General features: G+C 72.0%; 12 protein-coding genes. 5 read left to right on the top strand and 7 right to left on the bottom strand.

Annotated elements, in window-relative coordinates:
* Positions 1-73 precede the first annotated feature (73 nt).
* From clpX to ACLE50_RS15435, 6 genes are all read right to left on the bottom strand, one after another.
* Entirely contained in the window at positions 74-1366 is a 1293-nt protein-coding gene (gene clpX, locus ACLE50_RS15460) for an ATP-dependent Clp protease ATP-binding subunit ClpX (protein ID WP_410944244.1), read from the bottom strand.
* Between the two features lie 207 nt (positions 1367-1573).
* Positions 1574-2233, bottom strand: coding sequence for an ATP-dependent Clp protease proteolytic subunit (locus tag ACLE50_RS15455; protein WP_410944464.1), 660 nt, complete (start codon positions 2231-2233; stop codon positions 1574-1576).
* Positions 2234-2265: 32 nt separating this feature from the next.
* Positions 2266-2868, bottom strand: coding sequence for an ATP-dependent Clp protease proteolytic subunit (locus ACLE50_RS15450; RefSeq protein ID WP_410944463.1), 603 nt, complete (start codon positions 2866-2868; stop codon positions 2266-2268).
* A 299-nt stretch (positions 2869-3167) separates the two neighbouring features.
* Positions 3168-4646, bottom strand: coding sequence for a trigger factor (tig, locus tag ACLE50_RS15445; protein ID WP_410944243.1), 1479 nt, complete (start codon positions 4644-4646; stop codon positions 3168-3170).
* 272 nt (positions 4647-4918) lie between these two features.
* Positions 4919-5344, bottom strand: coding sequence for a hypothetical protein (locus ACLE50_RS15440; RefSeq protein WP_410944242.1), 426 nt, complete (start codon positions 5342-5344; stop codon positions 4919-4921).
* 162 nt (positions 5345-5506) lie between these two features.
* Positions 5507-5692, bottom strand: coding sequence for a CsbD family protein (locus ACLE50_RS15435; RefSeq protein WP_410944241.1), 186 nt, complete (start codon positions 5690-5692; stop codon positions 5507-5509).
* Between the two features lie 161 nt (positions 5693-5853).
* Between ACLE50_RS15435 and ACLE50_RS15430 the strand changes: the two genes are divergently transcribed.
* The 3 genes from ACLE50_RS15430 to ACLE50_RS15420 are packed head-to-tail and all read left to right on the top strand — an operon-like array spanning position 5854 to position 7543.
* Positions 5854-6573 (top strand): RNA polymerase sigma factor, encoded by a 720-nt coding sequence (locus ACLE50_RS15430; RefSeq protein ID WP_410944240.1) that lies wholly within the window; start codon positions 5854-5856, stop codon positions 6571-6573.
* Positions 6564-7160 (top strand): Asp23/Gls24 family envelope stress response protein, encoded by a 597-nt coding sequence (locus ACLE50_RS15425; protein ID WP_410944239.1) that lies wholly within the window; start codon positions 6564-6566, stop codon positions 7158-7160. The genes ACLE50_RS15430 and ACLE50_RS15425 overlap by 10 nt, the downstream gene beginning before the upstream one ends.
* Positions 7157-7543, top strand: coding sequence for an Asp23/Gls24 family envelope stress response protein (locus tag ACLE50_RS15420; RefSeq protein WP_410944238.1), 387 nt, complete (start codon positions 7157-7159; stop codon positions 7541-7543). The genes ACLE50_RS15425 and ACLE50_RS15420 overlap by 4 nt, the downstream gene beginning before the upstream one ends.
* A gap of 69 nt (positions 7544-7612) precedes the next feature.
* Here ACLE50_RS15420 and ACLE50_RS15415 read toward each other — a convergent pair whose 3' ends face one another.
* Positions 7613-8443: a (2Fe-2S)-binding protein gene (locus ACLE50_RS15415; RefSeq protein WP_410944237.1), complete on the bottom strand. Its 831-nt coding sequence runs from the start codon at positions 8441-8443 to the stop codon at positions 7613-7615.
* A 532-nt stretch (positions 8444-8975) separates the two neighbouring features.
* On the opposite strand from ACLE50_RS15415, the gene gltB reads away from it, so the two are divergent.
* The gene (gene gltB, locus ACLE50_RS15410) at positions 8976-13520 is read left to right on the top strand and encodes a glutamate synthase large subunit (protein WP_410944462.1); all 4545 of its coding nucleotides are present in this window, start codon (positions 8976-8978) and stop codon (positions 13518-13520) included.
* Positions 13513-14964 (top strand): glutamate synthase subunit beta, encoded by a 1452-nt coding sequence (locus ACLE50_RS15405; RefSeq protein WP_410944236.1) that lies wholly within the window; start codon positions 13513-13515, stop codon positions 14962-14964. Before gltB ends, ACLE50_RS15405 begins: the two co-directional genes overlap by 8 nt.
* The last annotated feature ends 149 nt before the right edge of the window (positions 14965-15113 follow it).

Here is a 15113-nt window from a genome sequence, read left to right as displayed (position 1 = left end):
ACGGTGCGGGCCCGGAACGCGACGACGCCCCCGCGGGAAGCCCGCGGGGGCGTCGTCGAGGTGGTGCGGTGGCTCAGGCGGAGCGGTCGCGCCGCTCCCGGCGCTGCGGCTGGCGCGGGACGATCGTCGGGTTGACGTTGTCCTTCACCGTCTCCGCGGTGACGACGACCTTGGCCACGTCGTCGCGGCTCGGGATGTCGTACATGACCGGGAGGAGGACCTCCTCCATGATCGCCCGTAGGCCGCGGGCGCCGGTGCCGCGCAGGATCGCCTGGTCGGCGACGGCCTCGAGGGCGTCGTGCGAGAAGTCGAGCTCCACGCCGTCCATCTCGAACATCTTGCGGTACTGCTTGACCAGGGCGTTGCGCGGCTCGGTGAGGATCTCGACCAGCGCGTCCTTGCCCAGCGAGGTCACCGAGGCGACGATCGGCAGCCGGCCGATGAACTCCGGGATCAGACCGAACTTGATCAGGTCCTCGGGCAGGGTCTCGGCGAAGCTCTCCGAGGCGTCCATGTCCTTCTTCGAGCGGATGTCGGCGCCGAAGCCGATGCCGGACTTGCCGACCCGCTCGCCGATGATCCGGTCCAGCCCGGCGAAGGCGCCGGCCACGATGAACAGCACGTTCGTCGTGTCGATCTGGATGAACTCCTGGTGCGGGTGCTTGCGGCCGCCCTGCGGCGGGACGCTCGCGGTGGTCCCCTCCAGGATCTTCAGCAGGGCCTGCTGCACGCCCTCGCCGGAGACGTCGCGGGTGATCGACGGGTTCTCCGACTTCCGCGCGATCTTGTCGACCTCGTCGATGTAGATGATGCCGGTCTCGGCGCGCTTCACGTCGTAGTCGGCGGCCTGGATCAGCTTCAGCAGGATGTTCTCGACGTCCTCGCCGACGTAACCGGCCTCGGTGAGCGCGGTCGCGTCCGCGATGGCGAACGGGACGTTCAGCAGCTTCGCGAGGGTCTGCGCGAGGTAGGTCTTGCCGCAGCCGGTCGGGCCGAGCATCAGGATGTTCGACTTGGCGATCTCGACGCCGTCGGCGGCGTCGCTCGCACCCGCCGCGCGGAGCCGCTCCCCGGCCTGGATGCGCTTGTAGTGGTTGTAGACCGCCACCGACAGCGTGCGCTTGGTCGCGGACTGGCCGATCACGTACTGGTCGAGGAAGTCGTGGATCTCGGTCGGCTTCGGGAGCTCGTCGAGCTTCACCTCACCGGCTTCGGCCAGCTCCTCCTCGATGATCTCGTTGCAGAGGTCGATGCACTCGTCGCAGATGTAGACGCCGGGACCGGCGATGAGCTTCTTGACCTGCTTCTGGCTCTTCCCGCAGAAGGAGCACTTCAGCAGGTCTCCGCCGTCGCCGATGCGTGCCATAGGTGTCGATCCCCAGTCCTGGTCCGGCGTTCTCGCGTCGTTGCCGTCGTCCCCCGGAGCTCCGGTGTATGAGACGACGGTACCTGGCCGGACCCGCCCCCGGGGACTCCGAGAAGTCCGATCCGGCGGCGGGTCGGCGGGCGGTCACCCCGGCTCGCGTGCGGCCGGGGCGACCGTGATGTCGGTGTGTGCCGACGAGGGTGCCGGTCAGCGTCCGCCGGTGGCGGAGAGCTTCCGGCTCTGGATGATCTCGTCGACCAGGCCGTACTCCTTGGCCTCCTCGGCCGTGAGGATCTTGTCCCGGTCGATGTCGTCGTGCACCTGCTCCGCCGTGCGGTTCGAGTGCCGGGCGATGATCTCCTCCATCCGGTGCCGGATGCGGGTGATCTCCTTCGCCTGGATCTCGAGGTCGGAGACCTGGCCGTAGGTGCCCTCGGTCGCCGGCTGGTGGATCAGGATGCGGGCGTTCTCGACCGCCATCCGGCGACCCGGGGTGCCCGCGCAGAGCAGCACCGCCGCGGCCGACGCCGCCTGCCCGAGGCAGACGGTCTGGATGTCGGGCCGGATGAACTGCATCGTGTCGTAGATCGCCATCAGCGACGTGAACGACCCGCCGGGCGAGTTGATGTAGACCGAGATCTCCCGGTCCGGGTCGAGCGACTCCAGGACCAGCAGCTGGGCCATGGTGTCGTTCGCCGAGGTGTCGTTGATCTGCTCACCGAGGAAGATGATGCGCTCCTCGAAGAGCTTGTTGTACGGGTTGGACTCCTTGACCCCGTAGCTCGTGCGCTCGACGTAGGAGGGCAGCACGTACCGCGAGCGGGCGGGGTCCGGGGCGAAGCCACCGGGCCCGCGCAGGTCCGCCATCGACTCGGGGTGGCGCGGATCGAAGGTGCTCATCAGGCGCTCCCGTTCTGCGAGCCCGCACCCGGCGCCCGGCCGGCGTGCGTGACGACGTGGTCGACGAAGCCGTAGTCCTTGGCCTCGTCCGCGGAGAACCAGCGGTCGCGGTCGGAGTCGCGCTCGATGGTCTCCACCGACTGCCCGGTGTGCTGGGAGATGAGCTCGGCCATCTCCCGCTTGGTACGCCGGAACTGGTCGGCCTGGATCGTGATGTCGGCTTCGGTACCGCCGACGCCGGCGGACGGCTGGTGCATCATGATCCGCGCGTGCGGCAGCGCGAAGCGCTTGCCGGGGGTGCCCGCGGAGAGCAGGAACTGCCCCATCGACGCGGCCATGCCCATGACCGTGGTCGACACGTCGCACGGGACGAGGTTCATGGTGTCGAAGACGGCCATGCCGTCGGTGACCGAACCACCCGGCGAGTTGATGTAGAGCTCGATGTCCTTCTCGGGGTCCTCCGCCGCGAGCAGCAGCATCTGCGCCGCGATGCGGTTCGAGATCTCCGCGTCGACCTGCTGGCCGAGCACGATGATCCGCTGCTGCAGCAGCCGCTCGTACACCGAGTCGGACAGCGACATCCCGCTGACGGCGGACCGCATCTGCGGCCCGGTACCGCGGCCCGCGAGCGGGCCGGTGTCCTGCTGGCTCACTTCACCCTGCTTTCCGAAGTCTCGCCGCCCGGCGCGATGACCGCGCCGGACACGGAGAAAGTCTTCCTGTGGATCGCTCTCGGTCTCCGGTGTCGGGTCTTGCGAACCCGTCGCGGTCCCTCGTGGGGACCGGTTCGAAGCCGACCCTACGCGGACCGGGCGGCCCGCACAGGGAACGACGCCCCGTGTTCGCCGAGAGCGCACCGCGGACGACGCCGCGATGCGCTCCCGGAACACGAACGTGCAGGTCAGGCCTTGTCGGCCGTGTCCTTCGACTTCTCGTCCGCTGACGCGTCGCCCGCGGTGGTGCCGGTCTCGGCGGAGGCGTCCTCAGCGGACTCCGCGTCGGCCTCGGCGTCGGCATCGGCGTCGGCCTCGGCGACCTCCTCCGCGGCGGCCTCGTCGTCGTCGCCGAGCAGCTCGGAGAGGTCGAGGACCTCACCGCCGGGCAGCGTGACGGTCGCCGCGCGCACGGCCTCGATCAGCGCCTTGGAGCGGCGCACGTCCTGGTAGATCACGCCGAGCTGGCCGGCCTGCTGGATCTGCTGGACGAACTGCTCGGGCGCCATGCCGTACTGCTGGGCCTGGTAGAGGATCCGCTCGGTGAGCTCCTGGTCCCCGACGGTCACCTCGGACTTGTCGGCCAGTGCGTCGAGCACGAGGCGGTAGCGGACGTTCTTCTCCGCCTCCTCGCGCATCTCGGCGTCGAACTGCTCGCGGGTCTTGTCCTGCGAGGAGATCCACTCGTCGAGCTTGGCCTCGTCGTGCTCGAAGGCGTGCAGCGCGTCGTGGCTGCGGCTCTCGACCTCGGCGTCGACGACGCTCTCCGGCAGCGGGACGTCCGCGGCCTCGACCAGCTTGTCGAGGAGACGGTCGCGGGCCTGCCCGGCCTGCTCCATCTTCTTCGACTGGGCCAGCCGCTCGCGGAGGTTCTCCTGCAGCTCGTCGAGGGTGTCGAACTCCGAGGCCAGCTGGGCGAACTCGTCGTCGGCGTCGGGCAGGTGCCGCTCCTTCACCGAGGTCACCTTGACGGTGATCTCGGCGTCCTGGTCGGCGTACTCGCCGGCGACCAGCTTGGAGGTGAAGGTCTTCTCCTCGCCCTCCGACATGCCCTCGAGGGCCTCGTCGATGCCGTCGATCAGGCCGCCCTGGCCGACCTCGTAGGAGAAGCCGGTGGTGGTGGCCTCCTCGAGCTCCTTGCCGTCGACCGACGCGGCCAGGTCGATCTGGACGTAGTCGCCCTTCTTCGCCGGGCGCTCGACGCCGGCCAGCGTGCCGAAGCGGGCACGCAGCTGGTCCAGCTGCTCGGTGACCTCGTCCTCGGTGACCTCGACGTCGTCGACCTCGACGGCCAGGCCGTCGAGCGCGGGCAGCTCGATCTCCGGGCGGACGTCGACCTCGGCGGTGAACGCGAGGCGCTCACCGTCGGCGATCTCGGTGACCTCGATCTCCGGGCGGCCGATCGGCGTGACGTCCTCGGCGGACATCACGGCCTCCTGGTAGCGGGCCGGGATCGCGTCGTTGACGACCTCGTCGAGCACGGGGCCGCGGCCGATCCGGGCCTCGAGGATGCGGGCCGGTGCCTTGCCCGGACGGAAGCCCGGGATCTTCACCTGCTCGGCGATCTTCTTGTACGCGCGGTCGAAGTCGGGCTTGAGCTCGTCGAACGGCACCTCGACATTGATCCGGACGCGCGTCGGGCTGAGGTGCTCGACGGTGCTCTTCACGGTGGAACTCCTTGCCGGTGGGCTTTCTCCATCGGCCGCGCAGCGCGCGGCCCGGTCCGTACACGCCCCCGCCCGCGTCGGGGCACACGGCGCACCGTGTCCGGCGGACCGGGGCCTCCCGGGCGCCGGCGGCTGCGGGAGCGCGCCGGTGCGAGGCCGCCGGTGTCGGCAGGGGCTCGCGCGAGTCTAGGCGAGGGACCCGCCGGGACGGCGGCCCGGTCAGCCGGGCCGCGCCCGCACCGCCACCAGCACCGCGGCCACCGGGCAGTTGATCAGCGCGATTCCGCGGCGCTGGGCGCGTCTCCGTGCTGATCGACTCCGCCGACGTCGGCGACGGTGACCTCGACAGGGGCGGCCGGGGCGCCGAGGACGTCGCGGACGCGGGCGGCCACCTCGTCGGCGATCTCGGCGAACGGCCGCCCGAGGGTCACCACGACCGCGACCTCGACGGGCCCGCCGTCCGGCTCACCGTGCCGGGCGCCTGGGTCCTGGGCACCCGGGTCCTGGACACCGGAGTCCCGGGCACCGCTGTCACCGGTGTCGGCGCCGTCGTACGCGCCGAGGCGCACGCCCTGGATCCGGCGGCCGGGCACGTAGGAGGCGATGACGCCGAACGGGCCGCCGTCGAGCCGCAGCACGGAAGGGTGCGCGAGCACGGCGGCCGCGACGTCCTCGGGGCCGGGGCGGGGCGGCAGCACATCGGGCAGCCTAGCCACATCGGGGAGCCCGGCCGTGGCACCGGCCGTGGTCCCGGGACCGGCCGTGACCACGCCTGCGGCTCCGCGGCCGGGCCACCCGGCGCCGGACACACGAACGGCGGCGCCCCGGCCGAGCCGGGACGCCGCCGTCGCGGTGCGGTGCTACTTGTTCTTGAAGTCCTCGACCGCGTCCTTGAGCTTGTCGCCGACCTGCTTGGCGTTGCCCTTGGCCTGGTCGGACTTGCCCTCGGCCTGCAGGTACTCGTCGTCGGTCACGTTGCCGACGGCCTCCTTGGCCTTGCCCTGCAGCTCCTGGGCCTTGTGGTTGATCTTGTCGTCGTTACCCACGGCGGCTCACCTGCCTTCCGGTCGTGTCGACGGGCGCGGCGGACGCCGCGTCGTTAACGTCGGGGACGTGGTGGCCGGATACCCGCGTCCGCCCGCACCCACACCTTCCGGTGACATCCGAGTGGCACCGGGACGACCCGCGGGGACGGAGAGCGATCGACGTGCAGGCGACCGAGGACGCCGCGCCCGCAGCCCGGTCCGGCACGCCCGGTGACGGGGCCCGGCGGGCCGCGCTGCGCGCCGTCGCCCCGGGGACCGGCGACGCCCCCGGGTCCACCGGGTCCGCCGGGGGCACGGCACCGGCGCGGAGCGCCGGATCGCGCCGCACGCCCGGCCCGCTGGACGAGACCACGCTGGTCGTCCGGGCCCAGGACGGCGACGTCCACGCCTTCGCCGAGCTCGCCCGCCGGCACCAGGACGCGCTGTTCCGGGTGGCCTACCGGGTGCTCGGCCAGCGGGCCGACGCCGAGGACGCACTGCAGGAGGCCCTGATCGACGCGTGGCGGCGGATCGGGACGTTCCGCGGGGACGCCGCGTTCTCCACCTGGATGTACCGGATCGTCACCCACCGCTGCACCGCGCTGCTGCGCCGCCGCAGGCACACCGATCCGCTGCCCTCCGACGACGGCCCCGGGGCGCACCTGCTCGCCGGCACCGGCACCCCGGAGCGCTCGGCCGAGGTCGACGCCGAGATGGCCGCGCTCGCGCAGGCACTGACGACACTGCCCGACGAGCAGCGCACCTGCTGGGTGCTGCGCGAGCTCGAGGGCCTGGGCTACACCGAGATCTCCCAGATCACCGGTGCGACGGAGACGGCGGTGCGCGGCCGGATCCACCGGGCCCGCACCGCGCTGGCGGAGAGGATGCGGGCATGGCGGTAGGACATGCGCAGGTCGATCCGCTGGCCTGCGGGCGCGACGCCGCGGACGTGTGGGAGCACGCCGACTCCGGCACCCTCGACGAGCACGAGCGGAGCTGCCCGCACTGCACGTCCGCGCGCGCCGACCACGACGGGCTCAGCGGGCTGGTCGCCCGGATGGCCGCCGAGCCGGTGCATCCGCCGCCGTCGGTGCTGGAGCAGGTGGTGGGCGCGGTCGTCGCGGACCTGCGCCCGCACGAGCTGCTCACCATCGGCCCCGACGCGTGGCTGGGCCGGCCGGCCGCGGAGTCGGCGTTGCGCCACGTCGTCGACTCGATGGACGGGCTGCGGGCGAGGCGGTGCCGGGTGGAGCAGGAGCGGGGCGCCGAGCCCGCCACGGTCTGGGTGACGGTGTCGGTCGTCGCCCGGTTCGGCGTCGACCTGGCCTCGGTGACCGCCCGCGTCCGCCAGATGATCATCTCGGCGGGAGCGCGGACGCTGGGTGTCCCGGTCGCCGGGGTCGACATCCACGTGGAGGACGTGTGGACCGACCCGGCCCCCGAGCAGCCCACTGAGCAGACCTCCGGGCAGACGGGGGCGGCCCGATGAGCGGTGCGGCGACCGGCCCCGGGACCGGCCGGGTGACGCTGCACGTCTCCGACCTCGCCGTCGCCCGGGTCGCGGCCCGGCGTGCCCGCACGGTCCCCGGGGTGACGGGCCTGCTCGGCGACGTCGCGCAGACCCTGCTCGGCATCGCCGCGGACTGGCTGCCCCGCGAGCCGGTGCCCGAGGAGCTGCGCACCCGTGGCGTCGTCGCCTCGGTGCAGGACGGGACCGCGGAGGTCCGGCTGTGCATCGGCGTCCGGCTCGGGACGCCGTGCGCGGAGACCGCCGCCCGGGTGCAGCGGGAGGTGGCAGGCGAGGTCACGGCCGTCACCGGCCTGGCGGCGCGGGTCCGGGTGACGATCGCGGACATCACCCTGCCGACCTGAGCACTGCCGAGCTGCCCTGCCGAGCCGAGCGGGGCCGCCGAGCCGAGCCCTGCCGTCCCGAGCGGGTGCCTATCCCCCGGAGCCCCGGGTGCCGCGACCGTTGAGCACGCAGTCCCCGCAGGTCCCGCCGCCGGGCACCTTCACGTAGAGGCAGCAGGAGTTCCGCCGGTAGGACCACTCGGTGGCCGGATCGTCGTCGTCGAGCAGCAGGAGGCGGCCGGTCGCCCCGGCCGGCAGCGGCCCGCGCAGCGCCGGGTGCCCGACCAGCGCCGACAGCACCCCGAGGTAGGCCGCGCGGTCGGCCCGGCGTCCGGACTCCAGGACCCGGGCGGCCCCGGCCACCGCGGAGACGGCGTTGCCGCGCAGCACCCGCTGCGACACCGACGCCCGCTGCACGACGGCGGCGTACAGGGGATCGAGCAGCCCGGCGAGCGCGTGCGCCAGCGGCTCGGCCGCCCCGGCCGGGTCGGTGCGCGGGTCCGGGGTGCGGACCGCCGCCGGTGCCCCGGTGCCGGGGGCGCACGGGATCCCCGGTGCCCACGGGTCCTCGGCACCGGGAGCGCGGTGCAGGTCGTCGAGGCCGGGCAGGACACCGTGCAGCGCCACCGTCGCCAGCGGCGCGGACACCAGCCGCGCCGCCATGCCCTGCACCGCTATCGACGCGGCGATCCGCCGGTCGGTGTCCAACGCGACGGCCACCTGGTCGATCCGGGCGCCGAGCCGGTCGGTCCCGTGTCCGGGCGGGCCGTACAGCGCGTCCCACCGCTCCCACTCCGGCCCGGGCGCGGCGGGCAGCGGGGCGAGCGCGAACCACGGTCCGGCCCCGGCGACGTCGTCGAGCACCGCCCGGGTCTCGTCCGGTGGGACCGGACCCGCCGTGCGGGTGGGAGAGGGCTGCATCACGGAGCAGTCTCCCCTCCCCCGGCCCCGCAGGCCCGGCCGGAGCCCGTGTAACACCGGATCGCCGGGCGACGATCCCACAGGCCGAGAGCGGTTTCCCGGCCGATGGTCACCCCTTGCTCACCGTCCGGACACGGAACCGCAACGTCTGCCTGCTGCGATGTCCAGCGATCCACATCACGGGACCCGGGTCCGATCATCAGTAGCGCGCGCGCCTCGCCTCATGCGACTCTGTGCACTCGCCAGACCGCACTCGCCGGGGTGTGCGGTCGAACCGTGCCGCGGGGATGATGGCCGGGTACTTCCCAGCGCCCGGCCGCTCGGCGTGCCCGCACGAATTTTCGGGCCGCCATTCACCCGGTGGCACGGTGCACCTGAACGGCCTACTTCGGACGTCCCATCCGGGCCAGTCGCTGTATCCTGAAACACCTTTTCGGGCCGCAGCGCGCTGCCGGTTCCCGGGTCGTCCGATGCGGGTGGCAGAGGTGCACCGAGACGACAGGAGGAGCAGTTGGCCGCGATCAGTGACCAGATGCGTCGCCCCTCGCCCGGTGGTCTGTACGCCGCCGATCACGAGCACGACGCCTGCGGTGTGGCCATGCTGGCCGACATCACCGGGAAGCGCGACCACTCCATCGTGCAGAAGGCCATCGAGGCCCTGCTGCGACTGGAGCACCGCGGCGCGCGAGGCGCCGAGTTCAACACCGGTGACGGTGCCGGGATCCTGATCCAGGTTCCCGACGAGTTCTACCGCGCGGTCACCGACTTCGAGCTGCCCGCACCGGGCGCCTACGCGGTCGGTATCGCGATGCTGCCGCGCGACGAGACGGCCGCCGCGGCCGACGTCGCGCGGATCGAGGAGCTGGCCGCCGAGGAGGACCTGTACGTCCTCGGGTGGCGTGCGCTCCCCACCGACCCCGACGCCGCGGACCTGGGGCCGACCGCCCTGGCCGCGATGCCGTCGTTCCAGCAGCTGTTCCTGGCCTCGGCGGACCCCGCGGGCGACGAGGAGCTGCTCTCCGGGATCGAGCTCGAGCGCCGGGCCTTCTGCCTGCGCAAGCGCATCGAGCACGGCACCGACACCTACTTCCCGTCGCTGTCCCCGCGGACCATCGTCTACAAGGGCATGCTGGCGGAGCCGCAGGTCGCGACGTTCTACCCAGACCTGGACGACGAGCGCGTCACGTCCGCGCTCGCGATCGTGCACTCGCGGTTCTCCACGAACACGTTCCCCTCGTGGCCGCTGGCGCACCCGTTCCGCTACGTCGCGCACAACGGTGAGATCAACACCATGCGCGGCAACCGGAACTGGATGCGCGCCAGGGAGGCCCTGCTGGAGTCGGCGAACCTGCCCGGCGACCTGCAGCGCCTGACCCCGGTCATCACGCCCGACGCGTCGGACTCCGCCACCTTCGACGAGGTGCTGGAGCTGCTGCACCTGTCCGGGCGCAGCCTGCCGCACTCGGTGCTGATGATGATCCCGGAGGCCTGGGAGCACAACGACGAGATGGACGCCGAGCTGCGGGCGTTCTACGAGTACCACTCCACGCTGATGGAGCCGTGGGACGGACCGGCACTGGTCGCGTTCACCGACGGCACCCAGCTGGGCGCGGTGCTCGACCGCAACGGCCTGCGTCCGGCCCGCTACTGGGTCACCGAGGACGGGCTGGTCGTGCTGGCCTCCGAGGTCGGCGTCCTCGACGTCACCCCGGACAAGATCGTGCGCAAGGGCCGGCTCGAGCCGGGCCGCATGTTCCTGATCGACACCGAGCGCGGCAAGATCGTCGACGACGCCGAGATCAAGGGCGCCCTGTCGGCCGAGCACCCCTACGCCGACTGGCTGCACGCCGGCCTGATCCGGCTGGAGAAGCTGCCGCAGCGTCAGCGCGAGGTCCCGACCCACGAGACGCTGACCCGCCGTCAGCAGGCGCTCGGCTACACCGAGGAGGAGCTCAACCTCATCCTCCGGCCGATGGCCGCCACCGGCGCCGAGCCGATCGGCTCGATGGGCAACGACGCGCCGCTCGCGGTGATCTCGGACCGCTCCCGGCAGCTGTACGACTACTTCCACCAGCTGTTCGCGCAGGTCACGAACCCGCCGCTGGACGCGATCCGCGAGGAGCTCGTCACCTCGCTGTTCAGCCAGCTGGGCCCGGAGCAGAACCTGCTCGACGCGACCCCGGCGCACTGCCGGACCGTGGTCGTGCCGTTCCCGGTGCTGACCAACGACGACCTCGCCAAGATCGTCCACATCAACGACGACGGGGAGTTCCCCGGCTTCGCCTCGCACGTCGTGCGCGGCACGTTCCCGGCCGCCGACGGCGCCGAGGGCATGCTGGCCCGGCTCGAGGAGATCAAGACCGAGGTCTCGCGCGAGATCGAGGCGGGCGCGCGGCTGATCGTGCTGTCCCAGCGCGGGGTGGACGCGGACAACGCGCCGATCCCGTCGCTGCTGCTCACCGGTGCGGTGCACCACCACCTGGTCCGGGAGCGCTCGCGTACCCGGGTCGGCCTGGTCGCCGAGTCCGCCGACGCCCGCGAGACCCACCACGTCGCGCTGCTGCTGGGCTACGGCGCCTCCGCGGTGAACCCGTACCTGGCCATGGCCACGGTCGAGGACCTCGCCGAGCGCGGGGACATCGACGGTGTCGACGGCCCGACCGCGGCGAAGAACCTGGTCAAGGCGCTCGGCAAGGGCGTCCGCAAGACCATGTCGAAGATGGGTGTCTCGACGGTCGCGTCCTACACCGGCGCGCAGATCTTCGAGGCCGTCGGCCTGGCGCAGGACGTGATCGACACCTGCTTCGCGGGCACCACCTCGCGGCTCGGCGGGGTCGGGTTCGACGTGCTGGCCGAGGAGGTCCTCTCCCACCACCGGCGTGCCTTCCCCACCGACGACGTCCGGGCCTCGCACCGGGCGCTCGCCGTGGGCGGCGAGTACCAGTGGCGCCGCGAGGGCGAGCTGCACCTGTTCAACCCGCAGACGGTGTTCAAGCTGCAGCACTCGACCCGCTCGGGCCAGTACGACGTCTTCAAGGAGTACACGAAGGCCGTCGACGACCAGGCGCGGCGCCTGATGACGCTGCGCGGGCTGTTCTCCTTCCGCGAGGGCGTCCGCGAGCCGGTGCCGATCGAGGAGGTCGAGCCGGTCGAGTCGATCGTCACCCGGTTCGCCACCGGTGCGATCTCCTACGGCTCCATCTCCCAGGAGATGCACGAGACGCTGGCGATCGCGATGAACCGGATCGGCGGCCGCTCGAACACCGGTGAGGGCGGCGAGGACCCGGACCGCTTCACCGTCGACCCGAACGGCGACTCCCGCCGCAGCGCGGTCAAGCAGGCCGCGTCGGGCCGGTTCGGCGTCACCTCGGAGTACCTGGTCAACGCCGACGACATCCAGATCAAGATCGCCCAGGGCGCCAAGCCCGGTGAGGGCGGCCAGCTGCCCGGCGGCAAGGTCTACCCGTGGATCGCGACCACCCGGTACTCGACGCCGGGCGTCGGCCTCATCTCGCCGCCGCCGCACCACGACATCTACTCGATCGAGGACATCAAGCAGCTCATCCACGATCTGAAGAACGCCAACCCGCGGGCCCGCATCCACGTGAAGCTGGTGTCCCAGGTCGGCGTCGGGACCGTGGCGGCCGGCGTGTCCAAGGCGCACTCCGACGTCGTGCTCATCTCGGGCCACGACGGCGGCACCGGCGCCTCGCCGCTGTCCTCGATCAAGCACGCGGGCGGTCCCTGGGAGCTCGGCCTGGCCGAGACCCAGCAGACGCTGATGGCCAACGGGCTGCGCGACCGGATCACCGTGCAGGCCGACGGCCAGCTCAAGACCGGCCGGGACGTCGTCATCGCCGCCCTGCTGGGCGCCGAGGAGTACGGCTTCGCGACCGCTCCGCTGGTCGTGTCCGGCTGCATCATGATGCGCGTGTGTCACCTCGACACCTGCCCGGTCGGTGTCGCGACGCAGAACCCGGAGCTGCGGGCGAAGTTCAACGGCAAGGCCGACTACGTCGTCAACTTCATGTACTTCATCGCGCAGGAGGTGCGGGAGTACCTGGCCGAGCTGGGCTTCCGCTCGCTCGACGAGGCCATCGGCCACGCCGACCTGCTCGACGTCGACGAGGCCGCGCAGCACTGGAAGTCCAAGCACCTGGACCTGTCGCCGATCTTCTCGGTCGGGGAGTTCGACGCCGACGAGCCGCGCAAGCGGACCCGCGAGCAGGACCACGGCCTGGACAAGGCGCTGGACAACACCATGATCCAGCTGGCCGAGGGCGCACTGCGCAACGGCGACCAGGTGACCCTGGACCTGCCGGTGCGCAACGTGAACCGCACCGTCGGCACCATGCTCGGCTCGGAGCTGACCAAGGCGCACGGCGGCAAGGGCCTGCCCGACGACACGATCGACATCACGCTCACCGGCTCGGCCGGCCAGAGCTTCGGTGCGTTCGTGCCCAAGGGCATCACGCTGCGGCTGGTCGGCGACACCAACGACTACTTCGGCAAGGGCCTCTCCGGTGGCCGGCTGACGCTGCGGCCGGACCCGTCCGCGCCGTTCGCCGCCGAGGACAACGTCATCGCCGGCAACGTCATCGGCTACGGCGCCACCTCGGGCGAGATGTACGTCCGCGGTGTCGTGGGCGAGCGGTTCTGCGTCCGGAACTCCGGCGCGGTGGCCGTCGTCGAGGGCGTGGGCGACCACGGCCTGGAGTACATGACCGGCGGCCAGGTCGTCATCCTCGGGCGGACCGGGCGCAACCTCGCGGCCGGCATGTCCGGCGGTGTGGCCTACGTGCTGGACCTGGACCCGCTGCGCGTCAACGGCGAGATGGTGGACCTCGACCCGCTGGGCGAGGAGGACCGCGCGATCATCCGTGACCGCGTCGAGCGCCACCACGCCGAGACCGGTTCCACGGTGGCCCACGAGCTGCTGTCGGACTGGGAGACCGCCGTCGAGCGGTTCGTCAAGGTCATGCCGAAGGACTACAAGCGCGTGCTGCTCGCGACGGAGAACGCCGAGCGCGAGGGGCGCGACGTGAACGAGGCCATCATGGAGGCTGCTCATGGGTGACCCGAAGGGCTTCATGACGACCCGCCGGGAGAACCCGACCCGGCGGCCGGTGGACCTGCGCCTGATGGACTGGCGCGAGGTCTACGAGGACTTCCCGCAGAAGACGGTGGAGAAGCAGGCCGGGCGCTGCATGAACTGCGGCATCCCGTTCTGTCACCAGGGCTGTCCGCTCGGGAACCTCATCCCCGAGTGGAACGATCTGGTCTACCGCCGCGACTGGCGCGAGGCGATCGAGCGGCTGCACGCCACGAACAACTTCCCGGAGTTCACCGGGACGCTGTGCCCCGCCCCGTGCGAGGCGGCGTGCGTGCTCGCGATCAACGACGACGCCGTCACCATCAAGCAGGTCGAGATCGAGATCATCGACAAGGCCTGGGACGAGGGCTGGGTCGAGCCGCAGCCGCCCGAGGCGAGGACCGGCAAGCGGGTCGCCGTCGTCGGGTCCGGGCCTGCCGGGCTGGCCGCCGCCCAGCAGCTGACCCGGGTCGGGCACGACGTCGTCGTGTTCGAGCGGGCCGACCGCATCGGCGGGCTGCTGCGCTACGGCATCCCCGAGTTCAAGATGGAGAAGTCGCGCCTGGACCGGCGCCTGGAGCAGATGGTCGCCGAGGGCACCCAGTTCCGGGCCTCGGTCGACGTCGGCAACGACGTCACCGTCGAGCAGCTGCGCGCCGACTACGACGCGATCGTGCTCGCCGGCGGCGCGACGGCGTGGCGGGACCTGCCCGCCGACGGCCGCGACGCCGAGGGCGTCCACCAGGCGATGGAGTTCCTGCCCTGGGCCAACCACGTGCAGCAGGGCGACATGGACGCCCCGCCGCTGTCGGCCGAGGGCAAGGACGTCGTGATCATCGGCGGCGGTGACACCGGCGCCGACTGCCTGGGCACCTCGCACCGTCAGGGTGCGCGCTCGGTGACCCAGCTGGAGATCATGCCGACGCCGCCGGAGAAGCGCACCGAGGGCATGCCCTGGCCGACCTACCCGATGGTCTACCGGGTCTCCTCGGCGCACGAGGAGGGCGGCGAGCGCCTGTTCTCGGTCAACACGACCGAGTTCGTGAAGGACGACGACGGCAAGCTCGCCGGCATCCGGATCGTCGAGGTCGAGCGCGGCGAGAACGGCTTCGAGCCGGTCGAGGGCACCGAGCAGGAGCTCCCCGCCCAGCTCGTGCTGCTCGCGATGGGCTTCGTCGGGCCGGAGAAGGGCCGCCTGCTGGGCGACCTGGAGGTCGACCTCGACGAGCGCGGCAACGTCGCGCGGGACCAGAGCTACATGTCCTCCGCCGACGGCGTGTTCGTCGCCGGGGACATGGGCCGCGGCCAGTCGCTGATCGTGTGGGCCATCTCCGAGGGCCGCTCCGCGGCCGCCGGGGTGGACGAGTGGCTGACCGGCCGCACCGTCCTCCCCCGCCCGATCAACCCGACGGACCGCCAGATCGCCTGATCAGGCCTGCGGAACCACTGCACCGACCAACGGACCTGGCCCTCGGGCCAGGTCCGTTCTCATTGGTCGAATCCGCTCCGCTTCTTCTCCGGCCTCATTGGTCGAATCCCGCTCCGCTTCTTCTCCGTCCGTCGTTCTGCCACACCCGC

This window comes from Pseudonocardia phyllosphaerae (assembly GCF_046546475.1).
GTDB lineage: Bacteria > Actinomycetota > Actinomycetes > Mycobacteriales > Pseudonocardiaceae > Pseudonocardia > Pseudonocardia phyllosphaerae.
The sequence above is the reverse complement of the archived record's forward strand: the minus strand, read 5'-3'. Positions and strand labels throughout refer to the sequence as shown.